The sequence below is a fragment of the Thioclava sp. SK-1 genome, from assembly GCF_001705665.1.
Classification (GTDB): Bacteria; Pseudomonadota; Alphaproteobacteria; order Rhodobacterales; family Rhodobacteraceae; genus Thioclava.
Genome location: NZ_MDHA01000032.1, coordinates 338,246 through 364,811, shown reverse-complemented (window position 1 = coordinate 364,811; position 26,566 = coordinate 338,246). Strand labels below are relative to the sequence as shown.

Here is a 26,566-nt window from a genome sequence, read left to right as displayed (position 1 = left end):
ACCTATTGGGCGGGTTTTCGCCGTCCCGCCCGCTTCGCTGCCTGTCTTGCGGAAATTTACCGCAACTTCAATGTCGCCAGACCAATCAGCGCAAGGATCAACGAAATGATCCAGAACCGAATAACGATCTGCGGCTCTGACCAGCCTTTTTTCTCGAAGTGGTGATGGATCGGTGCCATCAAAAACACACGCTTTCCTGTGCGCTTAAAGTAAAACACCTGAATGATCACCGACAGGGCCTCAACGACGAACAAGCCGCCCACAATGGCCAAGACGATCTCATGCTTGGTGCAAACAGCAATCGCACCAATCGCGCCGCCAAGAGCCAAAGAGCCTGTGTCGCCCATAAATACAGCAGCCGGTGGCGCGTTATACCACAAGAAACCCAAGCCACCGCCAATCAGCGCGGCGGTAAAGACCAGAATCTCACCAGTGCCGGGAACATAATGCACATCAAGGTATTCGGTGAAATCGACCCGTCCAACGATATAGGCAATCGCCCCCAAGGTACCGGCAGCGATCATCACCGGCATAATCGCCAACCCATCCAGACCATCGGTCAGGTTCACGGAATTGGCGGCGCCCACAATCACGACCATGGAAAACGGCACGAAGAATACGCCCAGATTTAACAAGACATCTTTGAACACCGGAAAGGCCAGCTGCCCTGACAGTTCCGCCGGGTGCAGATACGCGGCAGCCGTCCCTGCCCCTGCGGCCAGGATCAGGCCCAAGGCCATACGCACCCGGCCCGACACGCCTGCCGTGGTCTGTTTCGACACTTTGGCATAATCATCGGCAAAACCAATCGCGGCATAGCCGTAAGTCACAGCCAAAACGATCCAGACATAGCCATTGTCCAAACGCGCCCATAACAAGGTCGACAGTAAAATCGCCGATAGGATCAAGATCCCGCCCATTGTCGGCGTGCCGGCCTTGGCAAAATGTCCTTCCGGCCCATCGGTTCGGATTGGCTGACCCTTACCCTGTTTGCGGCGCAAAATATCGATCAAAGGCCGACCGAACAGAAATCCAAAAATCAGCGCGGTGAAAAATGCGGCACCTGCGCGAAAGGTAATATACCGAAACAGGTTGAAAAAATCCCCGCCGTCGGAAAGGTTTGCAAGCCAATACAACATCTTAAATGTCCTTATCCAAACCGACCACCACCGGTTGGGCCAATTTTTTCAGCGCCGTTACAATGGTGCTGACCTTCGATCCTTTGGAGCCTTTGACCAAAACAACATCTCCGGCATCCACCAGGTGGCGCACTCGCGGGATTAACTCCGCTGCATCCGCCACCCATTCCCCGCGTTTTTCATAAGGCAGCGCATCGCGCAATGCCTGCATTCGCGGCCCGACCATATGAACAGTATGAACCGTTTCCAGTGCAGGATGCAGCGCAATTTCGGCATGCAGCGCCTGTTCATCTGGACCCAGCTCCAGCATCTCACCCAGAATGGCAACGCGGCGACCGACTTTCACCCGCCCAACGCCATCGCGCGGAAGCTGCGCCGCCAGAACCTCCAATGCGACGCCCAACGATGTGGGGTTGGCATTGAACGCGTCGTCGAACAGATCAAAGCTGTCTTCGGCATTGACCGGATCCAGACGAATGCGTTCGCGCGATCCGCGCCCCGCAGGGGGATGCCATTGCGCGATATCCAGGGCCGCAAGGGCGGGATCGCCGCCCAAGGCCTCGACCGCAGCCAAAACCCCCAGGGCATTCGCAGCAAAATGACGCCCCGGCGTTGCAAGTTTGAACAACATCGGTGCTGCATGCATTCGCGCCTGAACAACCGTCACATCACCTTGTATTGTCGCATCCAGCAGTTGGTAATCGGCCCCATCCTCGGTGCCAAATGACACCAGCTCCCCTTTGACAGCGGCATAAAGGATCGGGCTGACATCCAGATCATTGGGCACCACCGCCACACCATTTGGCACAAGCCCTTTGAAAATAGCGGCTTTTTCGCGTGCGATCCCGCCCAGATCATCAAAGGCTTCCAAATGCGCCGCCGCGACAGTTGTGATCAGCGCGACATGGGGCCGGGTCAGCCGGGCAAGCGGCGCGATTTCACCGGGGTGGTTCATCCCGATCTCAATCACCGCGAAATCGCAGTCTTTGGGCATACGCGCCAAGGTCAGCGGCACACCCCAATGATTGTTGAAACTGGCCTCTGCGGCATGCACTGTCCCCTGACGGGACAAAACAGCGCGCAGCATTTCCTTCGTCGATGTCTTGCCGACTGATCCAGTCACCGCGACGATGCGCGCGCGTGTGCGACTGCGCGCGGCGCGGGCCATATCCTCTAGCGCGGGCAACACATCGGGCACAACGATCAACGGATCGGCCTCGGTGCAGCCCTCGGGAATGCGCGACACCAGCGCACCCGCAGCACCCGCATCCAATGCTTGGCGCACAAAATCATGCCCGTCACGCGCCGCCGTCAACGCGATAAACATATCCCCCACGGCAATTGAACGCGTATCAATCGACAGGCCCGCCACTGCAAAATCTTGCGTGGCACGTCCCCCTGTCGCAGCAACCATGTCCTGCGAGGTCCAAAGAGCAGTCATCAGATTTTCCCGTCTAGTGCGGCCACAGCAACCGACGCCTGTTCAGCATCGTCGAACGGATAGACATCGGTGCCGATGATCTGTCCGGTTTCATGTCCCTTGCCCGCGATCAGCAAGGCGTCACCGGGTTCCAAGGCATCAATCGCGCGCAAAATCGCCTCGGCACGGTCTGCGATCTCAATCGCATCGGGGCCTGCGCCCTGCATGACTGCGGCGCGGATCTGCGAGGGATCTTCGCTGCGCGGATTATCATCCGTGATATATACACGGTCTGCATGGGCCGTAGCAGCCTGCCCCATCAAAGGGCGCTTACCAGTGTCACGATCGCCACCTGCCCCGATAATAGCGTGCAACCGGCCCATGACATGGGGGCGCATCGCCTGAAGTGCCGTTGCCACCGCATCAGGAGTATGGGCGTAATCGACGAAAACCGTTGCCGTATTTTCACGCGTCGCCACCAATTGCATACGCCCGCGCACGGTGCTTAGCCGCGGCATGGTTGCAAACACCTCCTGTGCATCTGCACCGCAAGCAATCGCCAGCCCAGCCGCCGTTAGTACATTCATCGCCTGGAACCCGCCGATCAGCGGCAGTCGCACCATTTTGACGCTGCCTTCCCACGCAAATCGCAGATCTTGGCCCGTTGCATCATAGCGTTGCCCCAAAAGCTGCAATTCGCAGTCCTTGCCGACGCCGATGCGGATCATCTGCTGTCCGCGTGCAGCAATATATTTTGATAGTTCAACGCCTTTTGGATCATCTGTATTCAGAACGGCAACACCATCTTCGGGCAAAACACGGGTAAACAAACCGGCTTTGGCGGCGAAATATTCCTCAAATGTTGCGTGATAATCCAGGTGATCTTGGGTGAAATTCGTGAACGCCGCCGCCGACAACTGCACACCATCCAACCGGAACTGCGCCAAACCATGCGACGAAGCCTCCATCGCGGCATGGGTCACACCTCCGCGTGTCATGTCAGCCAGTAATCGGTGCAAGGTGATCGGCTCGGGCGTGGTATGGGCCGACGGGGCGCTATAGGCACCTTCAACCCCGGTAGTGCCGATATTCGCAGCCTCAAACCCCAGCTCCTGCCAGATTTGACGGGTGAAGGTGGCAACCGATGTCTTGCCATTGGTGCCCGTCACAGCAACCATAGTAGCAGGTTGTTTTTCGTAGAATAATGCCGCGGCATAGGCCAATGCCTGACGGGGTTCTTCCGCAATGACCAACGCAGCACCTGCCGCGCGAATGGCGTCGCCTGCCTGCGCTTCGCCTGCGCGGTCGGTCAAAATCGCCGCTGCACCTTGTTCCAATGCCATTGGCACGAATTGCGCCCCATGCACCTGCGTTCCCGGAAGCGCCGCGAACAGGTGCCCCGGTCGGGTCGTACGACTGTCCACCGACAGCCCGGTCACCGCGCGATCCGCGCCCCCAAGAACCGTAAGGCCAAGCGCGCTTAACGGCTGTTCCCCTGCTGGCATCGACATGCTCGTATATTCCTTGTCCTGCTTGCGCCCATTTATCGCGGCTGGTCGGGAAAGGTCAACGCAGACAAGCCCCGCGATCGGCGCAAACTTGCGTGCGGATTATTCGCCCTTCAGCTTGACCAAGCGAATGCCTTCCATCGTGGTCGCGGCCTCATGCGGGCGCAGACCCAAAAGCGGTGCTGTGCGGCGAATAACCTCGGCTGCGACGGGCACGGCCGTCCAACCGGCAGTCCGGCGCGGCGTGCTGCCAGAGTTTTCCGAAGGTTCATCCAATGTCAGAACCAGAACATATTTGGGGTCTGAAATCGGAAATGCTCCTGCAAAAGTAGCAATAACACGATCATCGTAATATCCGCCGGTCGGTTTCACCTTATCCGCCGTACCGGTTTTACCGCCCACCTCATATCCGGGCACATCCCCGAAAGAGGCGGTTCCGCGCGTCACAACAACCCGCATCATTGCCAGCGATTTACGCGCCACATCTTCGCGCATGACACGTTCGCCGCGCGGTCGGGGCTGGTTGTGCAGCAATGTGGGTTGGATCTGCACACCGCCATTGGCAATGGTCGCATAGGCGGTCGCCAAATGCAGCGGGCTTGCAGCCAGCCCGTGGCCATAGCCGATCGTCATTGCCGAAACATCGGTCCATTTCGGTGGCAGCTGCGGCTGCCCAGTCGGGGCCTCGATCATCTCAACCGGGGTGGGTTTCAAGAACCCAAGCTTCCCAAGGAATTGCTTTTGCGCGTCCGGGCCAAACATTTCCACGATATGGGCGGTGCCGACGTTGGACGAATGCTTGATCACATCTGTGACCGATAAGGTTTTCCCGTAATTATGGAAATCGCGCACCCGAAACCGGCCCACGCGCATCGGGGATTGGCTGTCGACCATGGTATCGGGGGTTACCAGCCCCAGCTCCATCGCTTGTGCGACTGCAAAAATTTTGAAAGTGGAGCCCAGCTCATACAGGCCCTGCACGGCTCGGTTGAACAGCGGGCTGTCAGAAGCATCGCCCGAGGTCAGCGGCCGGGGCCGCTTATTGGGATCAAAATCGGGCAAGCTTGCCATTGCGACAATTTCGCCGGTCTTAACCTCCATCAACACGGCGGTTGCACCCTTGGCGTTCATCAGTTTCATGCCGCCGTCCAGGATTTCTTCCAACGCGGCCTGAATCGTCAAATCAATCGACAGCTGTAAGGGCGCCCCTTCATTGGCAGGGTCACGCAACCAACCGTCAAATTGCTTTTCAACACCGGCCACGCCGATAATTTCTGCCGACGACACGCCTTCCGTGCCGAAACGCGCACCGCCCAGAATGTGGGACGCCAATGCCCCATTCGGATAAAGCCGCATCTCGCGCGGGCCAAACAGCAAGCCCGGTTCGCCGATATCATGCACGGCCTGCATCTGCTCGGGCGAAATCTTCTTCTTGATCCACAAGAATTTACGGCCACCGGTAAAGTCAGCGATCATCCGATCACGGTCCAGATCCGGAAAGATCTTCAACAGCTTATCGGCGGTGCCAGTTGGATCAACCATCATCGGCGGCTGCGCATACAGCGCATGTGTGACCAGATTGGTGGCCAAAACACGTCCTTCGCGGTCGGTGATATCCGCACGCTGCGCCAAGATCGAATTGCCCGAACTGGCCAAGCGTGGCTCTTCGGGCTCGGACGCGGCCAATGTGCCCATACGCAGACCAACGGTGGTAAATGCCGCCACAAAGGCCAGCCCCATCACCAGCAAGCGCCCCTCGGCACGCGAGCGCGCCTTGTCGCGCGTCGCCTCACCGCGGATGCGGATATTCTCTTTTTCGATCTCTTTTGGGTTTTGACCCTTGGCTCGAGCATCCAAAATCCGGGCCAAAGGACGAAGCGGTCGGCGGATCATTGCGTCACCCCCTGCCCCGATGAAACATTTGAGGCAATTACATCAATCGGATCATTGATCGACGCGGGCTCTGGCGCGGCCGGATATGGTATTTCCTCAGGATCAGCAAATTGCTGCGCGTCCAATGGCAACAATTGCAAACGGGAGAAATTCAAATTCACCAATTCGCGCAAGCGATCTGGACGGTTCAGATAGGCCCATTCCGCGTTCAACACGCCCAAACCTTCTTGCAAAGATGCCATTTCGCGCTGAATCGCACGCAGCTCATCGCGTTTATCTTGCGTGTCGTAATTCACCCGATAGGCCCAAAAGGCCAATCCCATCACACAAAACGCCGTGGCAAGATAAATCAGCGATCTCATCGGGGTCTCCGTCGTTGCGCAGGGGTGTTGGGGGCATCCGCATCCAGAACCGGCTTGGGCAAGCCCAGATTGCTGCGGTCCACGCGGGCCGCTGGTGTGTCAGTGCGAACCGCCACGCGCAGCTTTGCCGAGCGCGCGCGGGGGTTCTCGGCCAGTTCCAGATCATCCGGGCCGATAGATTTGTTCCTGGCCTTAAAGGCAGGTGCGTCGGCCTGTTGCACAGGTGCATAACGCGAGCCCTGCCCGCCGCCGCCCGAACGCGCCTGCAAAAAGCGTTTCACAACACGATCCTCAAGCGAGTGGAAGCTGACGACGGCCAATTGCCCGCCCGGCTTTAACGCGCGTTCCGCCGCCTCCAGCCCCGCGATCAATTGACCAAATTCATCATTCACCGCGATACGCAGCGCCTGAAAGCTGCGCGTGGCAGGATGGGATTGCCCCGGCTTGGGGCGTGGCAAAGACCGTTCGATCACACTAACCAATTGATGCGTGGTGGTGAAAGGCGTGTCCTCACGGGTTTTGACAATATTCTTGGCAATCCGGCGCGAGGCGCGCTCTTCGCCATAGTGGAACAAGATACCCGCCAGCGCCTCTTCTTCCATGTCATTGACCAGATCTGCAGCCGACGGCCCGTCTTGCGACATGCGCATATCCAGCGGACCGTCCTTCATGAACGAAAATCCACGTTCGGCCAGATCAAGCTGCATCGAGGACACGCCAAGATCCAGCACAACCCCATCAACCAACGCCCCGGCATATGCATCCATGTCAGAAAACGTGCCCTGCACCAGCTGTAACCGATCCCCATATTGGTCACGCCAGCTGGCCGCCATGTCAAAGACCATCGGATCACGGTCCACGCCGATCACCTTATCGGCGCGCAGATCCAACAGCCCACGGCTGTAGCCCCCTGCACCAAATGTGCCATCGATCCAAACACCGGGCACGGCGCCGTCATCATTTGCCACCGCCTTCAGCAAGGGCCGAAGCAGGACGGGGATATGTGGTTTTCCGGGTCCGCTCATGGCTGCACCTTACAGGAGAGAGAACGGGTCGAATTCTTCGCCGTGCTCTTCAATGACTTTGTGGCTCAGAGTTTCCTCGAACGCGGCATGGGTTTCGGGCTTCCAAATTTCAAAGGTTTCGCCGTTACCGCTAAAATATGCCTCTTTTTCAATCGCGATCTTTTCGCGCAAGAAAGCGGGCAAAACCATCCGGCCATCCGGGTCGATTTCCATCGGGTGGGATTTGCCCAACACATATTTTTGCAGCAACAGACGGTTCTTATCACCACGCGGCTTGGCGGCAATATCGGCAGCCAGCGCTTCAAAAGCGGCCTGCGTGTAAACAATAAGCTGTTTTTGATTATCCAGACCGTAGACGATGATCATCCGCGGACGATCGGCGTTCGGGCGGTTTGGGTCGCCATCGCACAGTTCTTGACGAAACAACGAAGGGATCGACATGCGACCCTTGCTGTCCACCTTAAAGGTGTATTCGCCTATGAACATGCCCGCCAATGCGAACCCTCTCGTTGCATGGACCCGTCGGTCCGTGAAGTCGATCTGTCTGGATCACCGTGCCCCGGCTTAGCGATCCGCCTTGTGTCAGAAATGGAAAACGGCGGATCGAGCTGCTGCCACTGCCCGATCCACCGCCATCGTCCCATTCCTGGGGTGTCCAACTACGCGCGCCACCTGGGGGGATGTCTGCTCGCTCGCGCGTCGGATCTCTTTGGTTCGCAATGAGGGGTGCCTGTATGAAACCAGCTCTTTTCGCCGTGAGGTCTTTTCGCCTCGTTGTGCCCTTCTTTGCGATGACCAATGTTTGCCACGGGAATTCACGGGAGGCAACACAAAAGGGCCACGATGCTCACGCCGACTCTGTGGGAAACCTTGTGGATAAGGGAGTTAAGTTAGAACGCAAGGGGAACGAAGTAGCTAGGTTTAGGGATTTATTCACCATAATTACCCACATATAGTGGTAAAATTTTTTTGGATTTTTCTCCGTGAATTCCCATGGAGCATGCGCAAACGTCACCCAAGGGACACATGTCCAGCACAAAAACACCCTATTTACACCAGAATCGGAGTGACTCACGGCGCCGTGATTCGCCGTGATCCAGCGAGTCGGGGGAATATTCCCTCAATTTCCCATAGACCAGATTTCCCGGCCGGAAATTCCCGTCAAATCCCGCCAAAGTGGCGCTGGGAACACAACAGCGCCCTTGGACGCACCCGCCTCAGCCCATAACTTTGCACGATTGGCCCCTTGCCTGCGCCACCTCGCACGGCCTATGGCCCCAAACGCAAACAGCCGGACCCATTTGGCCCGGCTGCTCCCTTATGATCCCTGATCTCCCATGCGATCCCATGGTGCCCATGAAATCCCATAGCCCGCCGGCACATGGCCCAGCGGGTGACAGAGTTACAAAATGCCCGTCGCGATAAGGTTGCGTGCAATCTGGCGATAAGAATCGGCAATCGCCCCATCCCCTGCCGCAATAGGCGTGCCACCGTCGCCGGCAATACGCACCTCTAACTCCAGCGGCAAAGCCCCAAGGAAAGGTAGCGACAGGTGCTGCGCCTCGGCCTCGACGCCGCCATGACCAAAGATATGCGCCTCATGACCACATTGCGGGCAGACATAGGTCGACATATTCTCAATTAAGCCAAGAACCCTGGCATTAAGCCGCCGGAACATATCCAGCGCCTTCTTCGCATCTAACAGCGCGACATCTTGCGGCGTCGAGACAATGATCGCGCCGTCAAGTTTGGTCTTCTGGCACAGTGACAGCTGGATATCGCCCGTGCCCGGAGGCAGGTCGATGATCAACACATCCAATTCGCCATACAGATCCCACTTCACCTGGCCCAGCATTTGCTGCAACGCGCCCATCAGCATCGGGCCACGCCAGATCACCGCCTCATCTTCCTTCAGCATCAATCCGATAGACATGACGGTAACACCATGCGCCTGAAGCGGATGAATGATCGTGCCGTCGGGCGAGGCCGGGCGTTTAGTTACGCCCATCATACGCGGCTGTGAAGGTCCGTATATATCAGCATCCAGCAGGCCGACCGATTTGCCTTCGCGCGCCAAAGACACGGCCAGGTTAGAGGCCACAGTGGATTTCCCCACACCACCTTTGCCAGAGCCTACGGCGATGACCTTCTTGACGCCGGCGACCGCCATCGGTCCAGCCTGCGGTTTGGGATGACCGCCGATCTGCGGCGCTTTGGGCGCCCCCATCCCCTTCGGCGGACCCGCCGGGATCACCAGTGACAGGCTTGTGACGCCTGCAACGGCTGTTACTGCGGCCTCTATCGTCGCGCGCGCTGATTCCAGCTCTGATTGCGGGGCGCCCTCTAATACAAAGCGCACCGCGCCTGATTCTACTGCCAAAGCCCGCACCAAATCGCGCGAAACAGGATCGGATCCGCCCGGCAATGGCACGTTTCGCAGTGCATTTAGGATGTCTTCTTTGCTCGGGCTCATGATGCCTCCATGCCAGTTTTGTGCAACCTGTGGCAAAACTGTCGCGATGCGCAAGGGCTCAGACCGGGTTTGATGCAAGATCAGGCGCCCTACGCAACAAAACACCAAAATTCGGGCATGATTAGGTTCAAAAATGATATGCGTTTAACGCATGTCGGCCTTGTAGAACCGTCCGTTGTGAAATGCCTCCGTTAGCGCCATCTTAGGTTCATCAGCAGGGAACAACCTTGCAGCAACCAAGACGGACACAACGTCCGAAAGCACGCACAAAGGAAACAGTCTAATGGCATTCGCACAGGATATCCAAGGCACACGCGCTGGTTCGGGTTTCATGGCCGGCCTGAAAGACGCGATCGCACGCCGCAAAGTCTACAACTTGACACTGCGTGAATTGAAAAGCCTTTCAAACCGCGAACTCGACGATCTGGGCATCGCCCGTTCGATGATCACCCGCGTCGCTGCAGAAGCAGCCTACGCAAAGTAAGAATTCAGTTTCCAAAGGCCCCTCCTCCTCCCTGGGCCTTAGGAATTGGCGGAACCCTCCTCCTCCTCCCTGAGGGTTCCGCTGCAAATATACCGACCACAGGATCCCGATGATCCATGTCGGACGCCAATGCGAAGGCCTCCTCCTCCTCCCTGAGGTCTCGTATTCGAAGCGGTGGCTCCTCCTCCTCCCTGAGCCACCGCTTCACAAATCCCCGGGCAAGGGTAGACATTCGGGTAGCGAATACCCAACTAAAATACGAACGGCTCCTCCTCCTCCCTGAGCCGATCGTTTCGGCGGAACCCTCCTCCTCCTCCCTGAGGGTTCCGCCATTCAGATACCGGACCCCCTCCTCCTCCCTTGGGGCATCCGGGATAGGCAACCTTCACCTCCTCCCGAGGGTATGCCGACATTCCGACGGTCCTCTCCTCCTCCCTGGACCCGAGGCTTTAAGACGGTGACGCCCCTCCTCCTCCCTGGGCGTCACCGTTTTTTCATTTCAGGGGTGGCCATTATACATCGCGATGCGGATTGGCCCCTTGCGCCGGGCTGCCCGACACGGCATCACCAAGCACAGCCAAGGAGTTGTGCCATGCTGTCCTACCAACACGCGTTCCACGCCGGAAATCTGGCAGATCTGCAAAAACATGCGCTTTTGGCGATGATGCTGGAGTATCTGATCCGCAAGGACAAACCCGTCAGCTATATCGAAACCCATTCCGGTCGCGGGCTATATAATCTGTCGAGCGTTGAGGCGACAAAAACCGGAGAGGCCGCGCAGGGCATTTCCCGTGTCGAAGGAATGAAGTGGTTTTCCGATGATCATCCCCTGGCGCAGGCTATCGCCGCGATTCGGGATGTGCACGGAGCGCAAAGCTATCCTGGCTCCCCGCTGATTGCGCGCCACATTTTGCGGAAAACCGATACTCTGCATCTGACAGAACTGCATCCGCAGGAATATGCCGCGTTGCGCGATGTGACCGGCCGTGGTGCAAAACTGTATCGGCAAGACGGCTTAGAACTGGCGATGGCATTGACGCCTCCGACCCCACGGCGCGGTCTGATGCTGATTGACCCCTCTTGGGAGGTCAAAACCGATTATACCGACGTGCCAAAGCTGATTTCCCAGGTTGCACGCAAATGGAATGTGGGGATTATCGCGCTGTGGTATCCGATTTTGGCCAGCAAAGCGCAACTGCCGATGGTCATGCGGCTGCGCGCAGAACATCCCGATGCCCTGATCCATGAGGTGCATTTCCCCCCTGCCCGCGAAGGGCACGGCATGATCGGATCTGGCATGTTTATCCTAAACCCGCCATGGGGCATCGAAGGCGAGGCACAGCGCCTGTCTAAGCTGTTCGCAACATTGTAAATATTCGCACTAAGGCGCCGGGAATGGCCTAAAACGGCACATCCCCGGCCGCATCCGCGGACACCACGAAAGATGCCAAAAGCTTCTTCGTGCCAGCTTTGTCAAATTCCACGATCAGCTTGTCGGCCTCTGACCCCATTACCTCGCCATAGCCAAATTTCTTGTGGAACACCCGCGCACCAATTTCAAAGGCGATCGCATCCACATCGTATCGGCCCGGACGGCTGGGCGATTTGGGTTGTGAAGCGCCGCGTGATTGTAAGCGCTTCCACCCCGGAGAGTTATAGACATCGGCCTTGGCCGCGCGCTCATCAATCTGATTGCCCATGGTCGAGCCATAATTTTTCTGGCCCAATCCCGGTGGCGACATCACATCCACATGCTGCGCTGGCAATTCATCGATGAACCGCGATGGCATTTGTGTCTGCCATTGCCCATACACACGTCGATTGCCTGCAAATGAGATGTAACAGATCTCTTCTGCGCGGGTGATCCCCACATAGCCAAGGCGGCGTTCTTCCTCCAACCCCTGCATCCCAGATTCGTCCATCGAGCGCTGGCTGGGGAACAGCCCATCCTCCCAGCCGGGTAAAAACACGACAGGGAATTCCAGCCCCTTGGCGCCATGCAATGTCATCAATGTCACTTTATCATCCGTTTCTTCAGATGAATTATCCATGATCAATGCGACATGCTCCAAAAAGCCCTGAAGGTTTTCAAACTGCTCCAATGCCTTGATCAGCTCTTTCAAGTTCTCCAAACGACCGGGCGCTTCCGGCGTCTTGTCATTTTGCCACATCGCGACATAACCGGAGTCTTCTAGGATCTGTTCCGCAAGACGCAGATGGGAGTGATCATTGGCCGGGGGAACAGCGTCCTCCATAACCTCAAACAGCTCATCTTCATCATCCGCCGGGCTGCGCGCTGTCGCCGATGAGGCGCCAAGGATATCGGCATGCCAACGATCGATATTGTCAACAAATGCCCGCAGCTGGTTGCCGCCCTTGCCGCCGATATCACCCGCCTGCAGCACCAAACGCGCCCCATCTAGCAGGCTAAGCCCGTTGGACCTTGCTGCGATTTGGATTTTCTGCTGCGCCTTATCGCCCAAACCGCGCTTGGGTGTGTTGATGATGCGTTCAAAAGCCAGATCATCTTCAGGCTGGATCGCCAAACGGAAATAAGCCATTGCATCGCGAATCTCCATTCGCTCATAAAAACGTGGTCCCCCAATAACGCGATACGGCAAACCAATAGTCAAAAACCGGTCTTCAAACGCCCGCATCTGATGGGACGCGCGGACCAAAATCGCCTGATTGTTTAACCGCTGCGGATCAAGGCCCCGAGTGCCGCGCGACAAAGCCTCCGCCTCTTCCCCGATCCAACGCGCTTCTTCTTCTCCGTCCCAATGCCCGATCAGGCGCAGCTTCTCACCGCCCTTTTGCTCAGTCCATAAGGTTTTTCCCAATCGCCCTTCATTCCCAGCGATCAATCCGGAGGCGGCCCCTAAAATATGTTCCGTCGAGCGATAATTTTGCTCCAAACGAACAACTTTTGCGCCGGGAAAGTCCTTCTCGAACCGCAAAATATTGCCAACCTCGGCTCCGCGCCACCCATAGATCGACTGATCATCATCCCCAACGCAGCAGATATTTTTATGCCCTTGCGCCAGTAACCGTAGCCAAAGATATTGGGCCACATTGGTATCTTGGTACTCATCCACCATGACGTAACGGAACCAGCGCTGATATTGCGCTAAAACGTCAGGATGGGCTTGAAATATTGTCACCATATGCAGCAAAAGATCGCCAAAATCGACCGCATTCAAAGCCCGCAAACGATCTTGATACAGCGCATATAATTCTGACCCGCGGCTATCAAAAGCCGCTGTCTCGCCGCCAGTAACTTTCGATGGCGTCAACGCCTTATTCTTCCAACCATCGATCAGTCCCGCCAATTGTCGCGCAGGCCAACGCTTTTCGTCCATATTCGCTGCGATAATAAGTTGCTTTAAAAGCCGGATTTGGTCATCTGTGTCCAAGATGGTGAAATTCGATTTCAAGCCCGCCAATTCGGCATGCCGCCGCAAAAGCTTTACACACACCGAGTGAAACGTGCCCAACCAAGGCATTCCCTCAATTGAACCGCCCAGCAACGCGCCTATACGGTCCTTCATCTCCCGTGCAGCTTTGTTGGTGAAGGTCACCGCCAAGATTTCATTTGGACGCGCCTTAGCGCTGTGAATCAAATGAGCGATACGGCACGTCAGTGCTTTGGTCTTACCTGTACCTGCGCCAGCAAGCATCAAAACCGGACCGTCCATGGTTTCAACCGCATCACGCTGAGCAGAATTTAAACCGTCCATATAGGGAGTAGGCCGCGCAGACATCATTGCACGTTGCGACAAACTCATCGCGGCTTCATATGGGTCATCATCATAGCTATTCATGATGTGAACTTATCCTGTTCACGCGGCCTCGCCAAGGCATGTTCGCAAAATGTTCACACATCACTTAGGCTGAAAAAGGGGCTCTGCCCCTGCGTCTTCGACGCCACCCCGGGATATATTAAGCAAGATGAAAGGGCTTTCAGCTTGCCACAAATATCCCGGGGGAATTGGCCAAAGGCCAAGGGGGCAGAGCCCCCCTGACGTCACTCAACTACTTACCCTGCGTGGATAAGGCTCGAAAATAGCTTTGGATCCAAGCTTTCCGACAAAAATGTCTTACCCTCAACGAGGATTGCGACAGCATCATGGCTGTGCAGACTCTCTTGATGAGATGCCACGACCCGGTAATCGCCAATTCGATCGTCGCCTTGCAACGCAGCGGCGAAAGCCCGCACAGCATCTTCGACAAAGATCGGATTGGCGGCATTAAGTTCCGCGAAGGCTTGTTCATCTTCGCGTTTGACCATCACTTGTGTTTCGGTCGGTATAGCTGTTCTCACGAGATCTATCAGATCTTCAAACCACAGAACATCGCCCTCATTGATCCGCACAGAGATACGCGCAACCGAGCGTTGCGAATGTGGGGTCGCCAATCGACCGCGCTGTTGGCGCGCGTGTTCCGACAGCTCCAAAGAACAAGGACAGGTCGAGCTGTAGACGTAATCCAGATGCAAGATCTGGCTACGTTGTCCGTGGCGCTCGATCATTTCCAACGCGATGTCGTAATATTGCCATCCTGACAAGCCAGAGCGCAGGGAATCACGGCGCGCTGGGTAGGAAAATGACATCGCGAGCCGAGCATCAAAGCTATCGAGATCGGATTTATAATCATCCAGAACCGATGCCATCACTTCTGCAGAGAAATTCGATTCAGCATGCGCGTAGAAGGAGCGCATGATCCGGCTCATATTGATGCCTTTTTTCTCGGCCTCTAGGCTGACTGTGCCAGTGACCGATGTTTCCAGCTCACGGTCTGCGCCTTCGCGGCTATGATAGCGGATTGGCAAGCGAAAATTAGAGATTCCGACATGGCCGATCCGCGTTTTCGCCCCAACGATCAGCGATGAAGGGCCGTTTTGCAGATCTGGCATCGTATTTTTATACGCGTCATCCACGATGAAATCGCGATCATAATTGCGCGACAAATCCGGGTAGTTGGACACGGCGCGGTCAGGTAGCAATCGTGCAATCGCCGGATCAAGCGCGGCCACCTCTTCAGGGGTGGCCGCCTGCGCCCAGTCGCGAAGTGTCTCTAACGCGGATTGAGCCGCATCGCGCGTCGTGATTTTACGGGTCATATTCATTCGCACCCCCATCGGGTCTATAGAGCCTTCTATATGGAGGTGCTCGAGCGCATGTCCACGCAAAAAACTCAGATCGTTAACAACACTTAAACTGCCCCCAAGGCATTCAAGATATCAGTTAACAAATCGTTACCATCTTCGATCCCCAGTGAAATTCTTACCAAACCGGGCGTGATATTGATCAAGGCACGCTCCTCTTCGGATAAATTCTTATGGGTGGTCGTGGCCGGATGCGTCGCGATAGATTTCGCATCGCCCAGATTGTTTGAAATAGAAACGATTTTCATCGCATTAAGGAACTTGAACGCAGCCTCTTTTCCACCCGCCAGATCCAATGCAACCATGGTCCCACCAGAACCCATCTGCGCCATCGCCAAACCATGTTGTGGATGGCTGGTCAGCGCCGGGTAAATCGTCCGTTGAAGTTTCGCATGCCCGTCGCAGGCTTTTGCCACCAGCTCGGCATTGGCGGCCTGCGCCCGAACCCGCAGGTCCAGCGTTTGCATGCCAGACAACATGATCCATGCGTGGAACGGGCTCATCGCGCCGCCGGTATGTTTTACATAGGTTTCCAGCGGACCGCGGATATAATCCTTACTGCCCAGCACGACACCACCCAATGCCCGCCCGCCACCGTCAATATGTTTGGTCGTCGAATAGGCGATGATATCGGCACCCAATTCAACCGCCTTGGAATAGATCGGAGACGAGAATACGTTATCAACCACGACCGCCGCACCGCCCGCATGGGCAATATCGGCCACTCCTTTGATATCAATCACCTCCAGGCCCGGGTTCGACACGGATTCAAAGAAGCAAACTTTGGTATTGGGTTGCATTGCCGCCTGCCATGCGGAAAGGTCCGTGCCATCCACCAAGGTCACCTCAACCGAGAAGCCTTGCAACACCTTGAGCACGTGCAGGCATGACCCGAACATCTGCCGGGCCGCGATGATATGATCACCGGCTTTCACCAATGAGGTCAGCGCACCATTGATCGCCGCCATACCGGAGGCACAGGCAAAAGCGTCCTCGGTGCCTTCAATTGCGGCCATCCGGTCTTCAAACATCCGCGTGGTCGGGTTGCCGTAGCGCGCGTAGATAAATTCATCATCCGTGGGGTTCAAAAACCGTTGCTCAGCGGCCTCAGCAGACGGGTAAAGAAAGCCTTGCGTCAAGAACATCGCTTCGGCCAGCTCGCCATATTGGCTGCGGCGAATACCTTCGTGAACCAGTTTCGTACGGGTGTTCCAGTCGCTCATCATCTTCCCTCCTGCAGCTATCTGCCGCGTGTTTTACCGCGATACTCTGCCCTCTGACGCGGGTCAATAACATGGCAGATCTGCACCACGCGAAAAGCCTTCGAAATGCAAGGCCTTGGTAACACATTCGCGCTAGCGTCGGCACATGAATAAAGCTCTTTTGATTCTCGATATGCAGGCCGAAATGCTGACACGGATCGACGCCGGTCGTGATCATGTCAACGGCAATGCAAACACGCGTATTTCACTGCTGGCGAAGGCCTGCCGTGATGGGAATGTATCTGTGATCCATATCCGGCACCGGGACATGAAGCCCGGGGCGATTTTCCATCCGAATGCCAAAGGCGCCAAACCCCTGCCCTGCGATCTGGCGCGCGGCGATGAAATGGTGTTTCAAAAAAGCGGATCTTCCGCATTTTCCGGCACGGATTTACAAAATCACCTGATGCATGCGCGGATATCAGATCTGATCATCTGTGGTGCCGAAACCGGGTTCGGCGTGGCCTCGACTGCGCGTGCGGCCTGTGATCTGGGCTATGGTGTCACGATTGTCGAAGATGCCGTGCTGGGTTTTGACCTGCCCGACAGTGGCGTCAGCGCACAACAAATCCATGATGTCACTATCGGGCTGCTGCGGTCAGGCTTCGCAGATATCAGCACAACCGCCGCGCTGATCAATGAATTTTCACCGCGTTAACCTTACGAAGCGGACATTATCACTCACCGTCGCCGGTTGCGTCCTTGTCGATGCCATAAGTTTTGATCAGCCCGCCTTGGGCCATGAAAAACACGAACATCAAGCCCGTCAGACCGAATGTCTTGAAATTCACCCAAGCCTCTTCTGACATTGTGCGCCAAATCACCTCATTCGCGATGGCCAATCCCAGAAACAGTAAGGCCAGGCGCCGCGTCAGAATCACCCAGCCCGCGTGGCGCATTGGCAATGACCCTTCCATCACCAGTTTTAACCATGGTTTGTCGCGCCACAGCCCATAGAACAACAGACCCGAGAACAGCAGATAGATGATTGTCGGCTTCATCTTGAAAAATTTCGGATCGTTCAACCACACCGACAAACCACCGAAAACCACCACCAAAACCAAGGTTGCTATTTGCATCGGCGCAAGGCGCCCGGTCAATCGCCATAACAACAGCGTCGAAATCACGATCAGCGGGATAAACGCAGCCGTGGCCAGCACAAAACCCGAATATTCAACCCCGTGGATCAGGAAGCTATCGTCTTTGATCTTCATATAGGTGACGAAAAACGCCACGATGGGACCAAATTCCAGCACCGCTTTCAGCGCCGGGCTGATGGTCTTACCTGTTGAAGGCTCATGCGCCATGTCGTGCTCCTGCTTGGTCTGTCTGCGATGCCTGTGCCATCATGCCTCGTCCAGCCCAACCAGCGCTTTGGCGAAATCTTCAGGTTCAAACGCGGCCAAATCGTCAATTTGTTCACCAACGCCAATCGCGTGGATCGGCAGACCAAACCGGTCCGCCAAAGCGACCAGAACGCCACCCTTCGCCGTACCATCCAGCTTGGTCATCACCAGCCCCGACACGTCAGAGATATTACGGAAAATATCCACTTGGTTCAGCGCGTTTTGCCCTGTCGTCGCATCCAGAACCAACAGCGTGTTATGCGGCGCGTCAGGGTCTTTTTTACGGATCACCCGCACAATTTTTGCCAATTCTTCCATCAGATCAGATCGGTTTTGTAACCGCCCCGCTGTGTCGATCAGCAACAGATCTGCGCCATCGGCTTCCGCCCGCGTCATCGCGTCAAAGGCGAGGCTGGCCGGATCAGACCCTTCTGGTGCCGTGAGCACAGGCACATCGGCCCGCTCACCCCAGACCTTCAATTGCTCCACCGCAGCGGCGCGGAACGTATCGCCGGCCGCAATCACCACCGATTTTCCTGCCGCCTTGAACTGCAGTGCCAGTTTCCCGATGGTTGTGGTTTTGCCAGAACCATTCACCCCGACAACCAATACCACCTGCGGGCGTTTTGGATAGATCGGCATCGGCCGCGCGACAGGATCCATGATCCGCGTGATCTCTTGTGCCAAAAGCGCCTTGATCTCGGACACGGATAGTTTCCGCCCCATCCGCCCCTCGGCCAGATTGGCCGAAACGCGCTGCGCAGTATCTACCCCCATGTCAGAGGCGATAAGCAAATCCTCAAGGCTTTCCAAAAAGTCGTCATCCAGCACCCGCCGCGGCTCATTGGTGGTGGCCCGGCCCAAAAAACGCCCAAACACGCCACCATCTTTGCCCGTGGGCTGTGGTGCATCCTCGCTGGGCAGGCCAACCGGCACCACTGCGGGCGCTGCGGTCTGATGTTGTGGCGCCACGTCGGGGTCGGCGGTTGGCTGCGCGGGTGCATCAGCGGCCTGCCCTTCTGTCACCAGATCCTCCAACCCATCCTCCAAACGCGAAGATGAACGTGTCAGACGCGATTTCAACTTTTTGAAAAATGACATTGGTGGTCCCTGCTGGTTTCTTATCACCTAATCAATCAAGCGCCGTGATGGAAGGGCAGAACCCAAGGAAAGACGCCGCTTGGGGCAAGATGGATTACGCGGGTTTGGGTTTTCAAGCGCCCTTGGACCTGTCACTGTCAGCACCACCGTATATATTGTGTTTTTCAGGGAGCCACCAATGATCCTCCGCTTTGCCTGCATTTTCCTTATGACGGCCTGTTTTGCGGGGTGGGCAGGTGCGGCCGATGTGTCGCCGCCGCTTGATGCTGCGGCGTTTGACGCGCGCACATCGGGCAAAACCATCACCTATTCCTCGGGCGGAATGCCCTATGGGGTTGAACAATATCTACCACATAATCGCGTGCTTTGGGCCTTTGCAGAAGGGGAATGCAAAGAAGGCACATGGTTTCAAAACGGGCCGCAGATCTGCTTTGATTACCAAGATGACAATGGGCTGCAATGCTGGACATTTCATGACACCGATAACGGGCTGATGGCGCGGTTCATGGGCGATGATGACAGCACGCCGCTGATTTCACTTACCGAAAGTGCAGAGCCACTGGCCTGCCCCGGCCCCGACATCGGGGTCTAGACCCGAAGCAGGCCCACCGGGCCTGCGACCGCCTGCGCGCGGGCTCGATGCCCAAGCGAAGGCGACCTTGGTCCGCTCTGCTCCATCGCATGCTGTACCATCCCGGCTCGTTCTAACGCCGCCGACCGCAGTTGGGCTACGGCCCTATCAGGGCTTAAAACAGACTGCCCTGATCTCCCGCATCTTCATCAGGATTGGCCTTGGGGCTCTTGCGTGGCTTGGCCGTGGCTTTTGGCGCTGCGCTGCGCCCACCGGCATCAATCACCACACGCCCATCGGCAAATTCCAGCTCCAATGTCTTGGCCGCACTTGCAACCGCAGATGAGGTCACAAGCTGATCGCCACTGCGCACAATCGCATAGCCCCGCTTGAGCGTCTCACTATAGCCAAGCGTCTGACGCATCTGCTCCAATTGTCTGACCTGTTCGTGCAACTGCCCCAACTGGTTTTTCTGTGACCGCACCATGCGCTGCGACAAATCCGCGATCTTGGCCTGCGCATCGGCATGTGACTTGCGCGCCTGTTGCAAATTGCGCAGTTTTGCCGCCTTAAACCGCTGCGACAGGGTCACAATCTGGCGCGATTCATTGGCCAAATAACGCGACAAGAACCCCGGCGACATCCGCGCCTCCAGCGCGGTAAAACTGGCGCGATTGCGCAAACTGGCGCTGCGCAAAGCCGGGTTCAGCCGCTCAGCCCACAGGTCAAACCGCTGCTGCGCAGGCGCGATCAGCGCATCAGGCCGCCCCAGTGCACGCGCCAAATCGCTGTGACGTTGCCGCCACGCATCAATCCGGCTGCGGATAGCACGACGCATACGCGTCTGTGCCTCCCCCAGCCAAATCGCCAAATCGCGCCGAACCGGGACAGCCATTTCGGCCGCAGCTGTGGGGGTAGGCGCCCGGCGATCAGAGGCAAAGTCAATCAACGTTGTATCCGTTTCATGGCCCACTGCGGAAATCAGTGGAATGGCACTTTCGGCTGCCGCCCGGACAACGATTTCTTCGTTAAACCCCCAAAGGTCTTCAATTGACCCGCCTCCGCGCGCGACAATAATCAACTCCGGCCTTGGGAGCGGCCCACCCGGAGCCATCGCATTAAAGCCGCGAATGGCCCGTGCGACATCTGGCGCACAGCTTTGCCCCTGCACCGCGACAGGCCAAATCAACACATGGCGTGGAAAGCGGTCGCGCAACCGGTGCAAAATATCGCGAATCACCGCCCCCGAAGGAGAGGTCACAACACCAATCACCCCGGGCAACCAAGGCAGCGCCTGCTTTAAATCATCCGCAAAAAGCCCCTCGGCTGCCAAAGCACGCTTGCGCGCCTCCAACATCGCCATCAGGGCCCCCGCACCAGCCGGCTCCACCGTATCCACAATCAATTGATATTTTGATTGTCCGGGAAATGTGGTCAGACGCCCGCTGGCAATGACCTCCATCCCCTCTTCGGGACGGACCTGCATCTTGGACACTTGTCCCTTCCAGCTGACAGCCGCAATCACCGCACGATCATCTTTCAGATCGAAATACATGTGCCCCGAACGCGGAACAGAAACGCGCCCAACCTCTCCACGCACCCGCACGCGGCCAAATTCGCCCTCAAGCACGCGCTTGACCGACCCGGAAATCTCCGAGACGGTATAGTCATGCGCATTGCCACCGGGCTGCGGTGTGTCATCTTCAAATAATTCCATTGCTCTACATTCCACCATCGTCGCGCCGGGTGCAATCTGTTGCGTTGCACAGCAAGGCTCGTCCGAAGCGGGGCATCGAACCCCGCTTCATCCGGTCGGCCAGGCGCTGTCGCGCCACCTCCGGCCCGATGGACAGCGCGCATAAACCATTCAATGTCGGCTTTATCTTGCAAGCTCGCCATGCCCCCCTTAAAACCGCCCATGCACAAGGCAAAGGGGATCTTCAATGAATATTTTGGTGTTGGGCAGCGGCGGCCGTGAGCATGCTCTGGTATGGGCCATCAAGCAAAACCCGAAATGTGATCGTCTTATTGCTGCTCCGGGCAATGCGGGCATGGCGCAAATTGCCGACTGTGCCAATATCGACCCATGTGATACGGATGCTGTGCTGGCGCTTTGCGCAGAAAACGCGATTGATTTTGTCGTGATTGGCCCCGAGGCACCTTTGGCTGCAGGCGTTGCTGATCGGCTGCGCGCACAGGGGTACCTGACATTTGGTCCCTCCGCTGCCGCAGCCAAACTCGAATCCTCAAAAGCTTTCACCAAAGAGATCTGCGACGCCTGCGACGCCCCCACCGCCAAATACGCCCGCTTCACCGATCTGGATGCGGCCAAAGCCTATGTCCGGGCGCAAGGCGCCCCAATCGTGGTCAAAGCCGACGGTCTGGCCGCCGGAAAAGGTGTCATCGTCGCCATGACCCTGGACGAAGCCTATGCCGGCCTGGAGGATATCTTCGGCGGTGCTTTCGGAGCCGCCGGCACCGAGGTCGTGATAGAAGAATTCATGGAGGGCGAAGAAGCCTCGCTCTTCATCCTTTCGGATGGTGCCAATATCGCCGCAGTCGGCGGCGCACAGGATCATAAGCGTGTAGGCGAAGGTGATACCGGGCCAAACACCGGCGGCATGGGGGCCTATTCCCCCGCACCGGTCCTGACCCCTGAAATCGAAGCCATTGCGATTGACACAATCATCAAACCAACCGTCGCAGAAATGGCCCGGCAAGGCACCCCGTTCCAAGGCGTGCTCTACGCAGGCCTGATGATCAAAGACGGCCAGCCGCGGCTGGTCGAATATAACGTGCGTTTCGGTGACCCCGAATGTCAGGTGTTGATGCTCCGCCTGGGCGGCCAAATCCTCGACCTGCTGCTCGCCTGCGCCGAAGGCCGCCTTGATCAGGTGCAACCCAATTGGGCCGACGATGTCGCAATGACAGTCGTTCTCGCGGCCAACGGCTATCCCGGCACGTATAAGAAAGGCACACAGATCAACGGTCTGGATGCACTTCCTAATACGTCAGATCAGGTCGTATTCCACGCGGGCACAGCAGCAAAAGACGGCGCAATCATCGCAACGGGGGGGCGCGTGCTCAATGTCACCGCCCGCGGCGCAACATTACAAGACGCACAGCGCCGCGCCTATGATATGGTCGACGCCATCGACTGGCCCGATGGGTTCTGCCGGCGCGACATCGGCTGGCGCGCGCTTTAACCCGACCCCATCCTTACTGTCACCGCCTGCTTTCATCTTGCCTGAAATATCCTGGGGTGAATTGACGCGTCAGCGTCAAAAGGGGCAACGCCCCTCCCTCAACCCTCAGCAATTAGGCACATTCACCGCCAACCCGCCCAAGCTGGTCTCTTTGTAATGATCATGCATGTCCCGCCCGGTCTGACGCATCGTCTCAATTGCGGCATCAAGCGGCACAAAATGCTTCCCATCTCCGCGCAGCGCAAGCGAGGCCGCCGAAACCGCCTTTACCGCACCAAGCCCATTGCGCTCGATACATGGAACCTGAACCAGGCCTTTCACCGGATCGCAGGTCATGCCCAGATGATGCTCCAAAGCAATTTCCGCAGCATTCTCCACCTGCTCTGGACTGCCGCCCATGACGGCGCATATCCCCGCCGCAGCCATAGCCGCCGCTGACCCAACCTCTGCCTGACAGCCGCATTCCGCCCCGGAAATAGAGGCATTATGCTTAATCAATCCGCCGATTGCCGCTGCCGTCAACAAGAAATCGGGGACCTTGGCCGCTGTTGCCCCGGGAACATGCTCCAACCAATAGCGGATCACAGCCGGCACCACCCCAGCAGCCCCATTCGTCGGCGCCGTCACCACCTGCCCGCCGGCTGCGTTTTCCTCATTCACCGCCATCGCATAGGTGGAAATCCAGTCGTTCACCACATGCGGCGCCTGCAGATTGGTCCCCCGCTCGGCAAGTAGGCTCTCATGAATCGCTTTCGCACGGCGACGCACTTGTAAGCCGCCTGGCAAAACCCCTCCTTCAGCCAAACCACGTTTCAGGCATCCCGACATCACTTGCCAGATCTGCGCCAAACCGGCGTCTATTTCGACAGAGGGTCGCATCTTACGCTCATTGGCCAGCTTCATCTGCGCAATGCTCAAACCCGATGCACGCGCCATTTCCAGCATCTCATCAGCGCGCCGAAACGGGAATGGCACCGGCGACGGGGCCTCTAGCGCCACGTGATCCAGCGCGTCCATCTCAGCCCCGCTTAACACGAACCCACCACCGATGGAATAATATGTCTCTTGCAGCAGTATATCGCCCTGCCGGTCCAGCGCGGCAATCACCATCCCATTTGTATGGCCAGGCAATGCCGGGCCAAAATCAAAGATCAGATCAGCCTGCGGATCAAACCGCATCGGTTCCAAACCAGGCGGTTGCAAGATAGCGGTTGCCATATTGCGCGCCAAGACATCTTCCGCCTGACGCGCATCATATGTCGCCGGCTCAAACCCTGCCAACCCAAGGATCACGGCACGGTCAGTCGCATGCCCCTTTCCCGTGAAGGCCAACGAACCATGCAAACGCACCCGCAGCCCGGAAGCCACAAAAGGCGAGCCGCGCAGCAATGCGAGGAACCGCGCCCCCGCCACCATTGGTCCCATCGTGTGGGATGAGGACGGGCCAACGCCAATCTTGAACATGTCGAACACACTTAAAAACACCGTGTACCCCTTTTCCATTTCACCCAGACTGGCACAGATCTGCGTGCCATGCGGGTGAAATGCGACCTTTAACCGACAAATCTGCACGTTGCGCAGCCGGCGAAAGGCTACGTTAAGACTAACAATATATCCAATTCGGGCGGTGCCATGCCGGTGCCTTTGTGAATTTGGAGCCTGAGTAGATGCCCAGTTTTGGCGCTTGGCAATTGTCGGATTTGTCTTGGACGGGGCCAAACCCGTTCAGTTCCAACGCGACAGGCAACAGCTCCTCTCCGGGCAATACAACCTTTACGATCGGTCCAACCGCCGATCTTCGCATCGTCAATCTGAACGATAATGATGCGAATTTTGAAGATGGGGATGGCTCGCAGGAGTTGGCAGCACCAATGACCTTTAACGGTGTCTCCTATGGCAGTGGCGCGGCAGGCGAGGTGGAAACTGAATATAGCTATATCATTCGGCCGAGCGGATCGACCAACCCTGCAGATAACATCACCATTTATGTGCTTGAATTTGAGGGAGATGTGGCCGGAATTGCCTCATCCGAGCGCCTATTCGCCGGACAAAGCTACGATATCGTCGCAATTGAAAGCAATGATCCAGTCGTGGCCTATTCCGCAATGGCGGTCTGCTTTGCTGCCGGCACAAAGGTCGCCACCAAAAACGGTCCCGTGGCCGTGGAAAAGCTGCGCGAAGGTATGCGTGTGCAAACACTTGATAACGGGTATCGGCCGGTGGCCTGGGCGGGACGCTGGCTGGTCAACGGTCGCGGCGCCAATGCGCCTATCCGATTTGCGCCGGGGGTGATCGGCAATGAAACCGCTTTGCATGTGTCGGGTCAGCATCGTGTCTTACTGCGCCCCCATGACGGCCCTTTGGCAGGTGAGGAAATCCTGGTCGCCGCCAAAGCCTTGATTGGACTGCCCGGTGTATGCCACGCGCCCAAACCACGGGTAAATTGGGTGCATATCTTATTTGAACAACATGAGGTTGTATTTGCAAATTCTGCCCGCGCTGAAAGCCTGCTGCCCGCGCCACAAGCTTTACGTGGGATTGGCCCACAGCAGGCCAGCACGCTGCGCCAGATCTTGAAAGACGCAGCACTTCCCGAGCTGCCCGCTCGCCCCGTCGTACCCACCGGGCGCGCCATGCGTTTGCTGCGCCTGCATCGCCGTGCTGATTGGGTCGGGATAAATCACCCGTTGTGAAGAATTTGGCAGGTTTAGCCCTATCCCATGGCCGCGCAGGTGATATAACCGACGCGACCCAAGTGACAGGAGCCCCGCATATGCCCGCCGAGCTTTCCCCGATTGATAAAGCCAAATTTGCCGCCGCCCGCCGGGCCGTTGATTTCGTCGAAGACGGCATGCGTGTCGGCCTTGGCACCGGCTCTACCGCCGCATGGATGGTCCGGTGCCTTGGCGAGATGGTGCGCGAAGAAGGTTTGCGGATCACCGGCGTTCCGACCAGCTCTCGGACTGCGGATCTGGCCCGTCAGGTGGGGATCACCGTTGTGGGGCTGGATGAGGCCAAATGGCTGGATTTGACCATTGACGGCGCCGATGAATTCGACAGCGAGTTGAACCTGATCAAAGGTGGTGGCGGTGCGCTGCTGCAAGAAAAGATTGTCGCCACCGCATCGGATCAGATGATTGTCATCACCGATGCCGCGAAAGAAGTAGCGCATCTGGGCGCGTTTCCGCTGCCCGTAGAGGTCGTACCATTTGGATGGCAGACCACACGGGCGCTGATTGAGGAAATGCTGGTGTCAATGGAGGTGCTGGGCCGGTCCACAACCCTGCGTCTGAATGGCGAACAGCCCTATGTGACCGATGAAGGCAACTACATCGTGGATCTGCATCTGAACAAAATCAGTAATGCCCGCCAGCTGGGGCTGGTACTGAACCAAATCCCGGGTGTGGTGGAAAATGGTCTGTTCGTGGACATCTGCGATATGGTCATCATCGGGGACACGGATGGGAAGGTTGAATTGCGCGATATCAATGAGGGCACTGTGGTGCATGAGCGCATTGATTTCGCAGAAGAAGACAATATTTTCCGCGACCTGAACTGAACGCCATCGTTGCAAATTTGAATATGGGGGCGCGCAGCAGCATCTGTGCGCCC

Annotated in this window: 23 protein-coding genes; 7 read left to right on the top strand and 16 right to left on the bottom strand. The window is 57.0% G+C overall.

What is annotated here, in order from left to right; genetic code table 11:
* Positions 1-56 precede the first annotated feature (56 nt).
* The 8 genes from mraY to BFP70_RS07855 form a co-directional block, all read right to left on the bottom strand.
* On the bottom strand, positions 57-1,139 hold the full coding sequence (gene mraY / locus BFP70_RS07895; protein ID WP_066010804.1) for a phospho-N-acetylmuramoyl-pentapeptide-transferase: 1,083 nt from the start codon (positions 1,137-1,139) through the stop codon (positions 57-59).
* Position 1,140: 1 nt separating this feature from the next.
* Positions 1,141-2,580 (bottom strand): UDP-N-acetylmuramoyl-tripeptide--D-alanyl-D-alanine ligase, encoded by a 1,440-nt coding sequence (gene murF / locus BFP70_RS07890; protein WP_066010803.1) that lies wholly within the window; start codon positions 2,578-2,580, stop codon positions 1,141-1,143.
* Positions 2,580-4,064: a UDP-N-acetylmuramoyl-L-alanyl-D-glutamate--2,6-diaminopimelate ligase gene (locus BFP70_RS07885; protein WP_066010956.1), complete on the bottom strand. Its 1,485-nt coding sequence runs from the start codon at positions 4,062-4,064 to the stop codon at positions 2,580-2,582. Before BFP70_RS07885 ends, murF begins: the two co-directional genes overlap by 1 nt.
* 105 nt (positions 4,065-4,169) lie before the next feature.
* Positions 4,170-5,960 (bottom strand): penicillin-binding protein 2, encoded by a 1,791-nt coding sequence (locus tag BFP70_RS07880; protein WP_066010802.1) that lies wholly within the window; start codon positions 5,958-5,960, stop codon positions 4,170-4,172.
* Positions 5,957-6,322, bottom strand: coding sequence for a hypothetical protein (locus BFP70_RS07875; protein ID WP_066010801.1), 366 nt, complete (start codon positions 6,320-6,322; stop codon positions 5,957-5,959). The genes BFP70_RS07880 and BFP70_RS07875 overlap by 4 nt, the downstream gene beginning before the upstream one ends.
* Positions 6,319-7,347, bottom strand: a complete 1,029-nt coding sequence (gene rsmH / locus BFP70_RS07870) for a 16S rRNA (cytosine(1402)-N(4))-methyltransferase RsmH (RefSeq protein ID WP_066010800.1) — start codon at positions 7,345-7,347, stop codon at positions 6,319-6,321. The genes BFP70_RS07875 and rsmH overlap by 4 nt, the downstream gene beginning before the upstream one ends.
* Before the next feature lie 9 nt (positions 7,348-7,356).
* Positions 7,357-7,833, bottom strand: a complete 477-nt coding sequence (locus BFP70_RS07865; RefSeq protein ID WP_255356639.1) for a division/cell wall cluster transcriptional repressor MraZ — start codon at positions 7,831-7,833, stop codon at positions 7,357-7,359.
* Between the two features lie 916 nt (positions 7,834-8,749).
* On the bottom strand, positions 8,750-9,820 hold the full coding sequence (locus tag BFP70_RS07855) for an Mrp/NBP35 family ATP-binding protein (RefSeq protein ID WP_066010797.1): 1,071 nt from the start codon (positions 9,818-9,820) through the stop codon (positions 8,750-8,752).
* A gap of 283 nt (positions 9,821-10,103) precedes the next feature.
* Between BFP70_RS07855 and BFP70_RS07850 the strand changes: the two genes are divergently transcribed.
* A complete protein-coding gene (locus tag BFP70_RS07850; RefSeq protein WP_066010796.1) occupies positions 10,104-10,304 on the top strand; it encodes a DUF1127 domain-containing protein in 201 nt (66 codons plus the stop codon).
* Between the two features lie 4 nt (positions 10,305-10,308).
* Here the strand turns inward: BFP70_RS07850 and BFP70_RS07845 are convergent, their stop codons facing one another.
* Positions 10,309-10,686 carry a hypothetical protein gene (locus BFP70_RS07845; protein WP_066010795.1) on the bottom strand — a complete coding sequence of 126 codons (378 nt, stop codon included), beginning with the start codon at positions 10,684-10,686 and terminating at the stop codon, positions 10,309-10,311.
* A gap of 210 nt (positions 10,687-10,896) precedes the next feature.
* Between BFP70_RS07845 and BFP70_RS07840 the strand changes: the two genes are divergently transcribed.
* Positions 10,897-11,676, top strand: a complete 780-nt coding sequence (locus BFP70_RS07840; RefSeq protein WP_066010794.1) for a 23S rRNA (adenine(2030)-N(6))-methyltransferase RlmJ — start codon at positions 10,897-10,899, stop codon at positions 11,674-11,676.
* A gap of 28 nt (positions 11,677-11,704) precedes the next feature.
* Here the strand turns inward: BFP70_RS07840 and BFP70_RS07835 are convergent, their stop codons facing one another.
* The 3 genes from BFP70_RS07835 to BFP70_RS07825 all read right to left on the bottom strand — a co-directional run bounded on the left by BFP70_RS07835 (position 11,705) and on the right by BFP70_RS07825 (position 16,694).
* On the bottom strand, positions 11,705-14,125 hold the full coding sequence (locus BFP70_RS07835; RefSeq protein ID WP_066010793.1) for an ATP-dependent helicase: 2,421 nt from the start codon (positions 14,123-14,125) through the stop codon (positions 11,705-11,707).
* 215 nt (positions 14,126-14,340) lie between these two features.
* Positions 14,341-15,429 carry a GTP cyclohydrolase FolE2 gene (gene folE2, locus BFP70_RS07830; RefSeq protein WP_255356638.1) on the bottom strand — a complete coding sequence of 363 codons (1,089 nt, stop codon included), beginning with the start codon at positions 15,427-15,429 and terminating at the stop codon, positions 14,341-14,343.
* A gap of 86 nt (positions 15,430-15,515) precedes the next feature.
* Complete coding sequence (locus tag BFP70_RS07825) at positions 15,516-16,694, bottom strand: aminotransferase class V-fold PLP-dependent enzyme (protein ID WP_066010792.1); 1,179 nt, start codon at positions 16,692-16,694, stop codon at positions 15,516-15,518.
* A 142-nt stretch (positions 16,695-16,836) separates the two neighbouring features.
* Between BFP70_RS07825 and BFP70_RS07820 the strand changes: the two genes are divergently transcribed.
* Entirely contained in the window at positions 16,837-17,388 is a 552-nt protein-coding gene (locus tag BFP70_RS07820; protein ID WP_066010791.1) for an isochorismatase family protein, read from the top strand.
* Between the two features lie 19 nt (positions 17,389-17,407).
* Here the strand turns inward: BFP70_RS07820 and BFP70_RS07815 are convergent, their stop codons facing one another.
* A complete protein-coding gene (locus tag BFP70_RS07815) occupies positions 17,408-18,037 on the bottom strand; it encodes an inner membrane-spanning protein YciB (RefSeq protein ID WP_066010790.1) in 630 nt (209 codons plus the stop codon).
* A 39-nt stretch (positions 18,038-18,076) separates the two neighbouring features.
* Positions 18,077-19,177, bottom strand: a complete 1,101-nt coding sequence (ftsY, locus tag BFP70_RS07810) for a signal recognition particle-docking protein FtsY (RefSeq protein ID WP_066010789.1) — start codon at positions 19,175-19,177, stop codon at positions 18,077-18,079.
* 178 nt (positions 19,178-19,355) lie between these two features.
* Between ftsY and BFP70_RS07805 the strand changes: the two genes are divergently transcribed.
* Positions 19,356-19,769 (top strand): hypothetical protein, encoded by a 414-nt coding sequence (locus BFP70_RS07805; protein WP_066010954.1) that lies wholly within the window; start codon positions 19,356-19,358, stop codon positions 19,767-19,769.
* 154 nt (positions 19,770-19,923) lie between these two features.
* Here the strand turns inward: BFP70_RS07805 and xseA are convergent, their stop codons facing one another.
* The gene (xseA, locus tag BFP70_RS07800) at positions 19,924-21,465 is read right to left on the bottom strand and encodes an exodeoxyribonuclease VII large subunit (RefSeq protein WP_066010788.1); all 1,542 of its coding nucleotides are present in this window, start codon (positions 21,463-21,465) and stop codon (positions 19,924-19,926) included.
* A gap of 226 nt (positions 21,466-21,691) precedes the next feature.
* Here xseA and purD point away from each other — a divergent pair, with 226 nt between their 5' ends.
* Positions 21,692-22,954, top strand: coding sequence for a phosphoribosylamine--glycine ligase (gene purD / locus BFP70_RS07795; RefSeq protein WP_066010787.1), 1,263 nt, complete (start codon positions 21,692-21,694; stop codon positions 22,952-22,954).
* Between the two features lie 105 nt (positions 22,955-23,059).
* Here purD and BFP70_RS07790 read toward each other — a convergent pair whose 3' ends face one another.
* Complete coding sequence (locus BFP70_RS07790; RefSeq protein ID WP_066010953.1) at positions 23,060-24,439, bottom strand: L-serine ammonia-lyase; 1,380 nt, start codon at positions 24,437-24,439, stop codon at positions 23,060-23,062.
* 182 nt (positions 24,440-24,621) lie between these two features.
* Between BFP70_RS07790 and BFP70_RS07785 the strand changes: the two genes are divergently transcribed.
* Together BFP70_RS07785 and rpiA are read left to right on the top strand one after the other, a co-directional pair.
* Positions 24,622-25,647, top strand: a complete 1,026-nt coding sequence (locus tag BFP70_RS07785) for a Hint domain-containing protein (protein ID WP_066010786.1) — start codon at positions 24,622-24,624, stop codon at positions 25,645-25,647.
* A gap of 80 nt (positions 25,648-25,727) precedes the next feature.
* Entirely contained in the window at positions 25,728-26,513 is a 786-nt protein-coding gene (gene rpiA, locus BFP70_RS07780; RefSeq protein WP_066010785.1) for a ribose-5-phosphate isomerase RpiA, read from the top strand.
* The last annotated feature ends 53 nt before the right edge of the window (positions 26,514-26,566 follow it).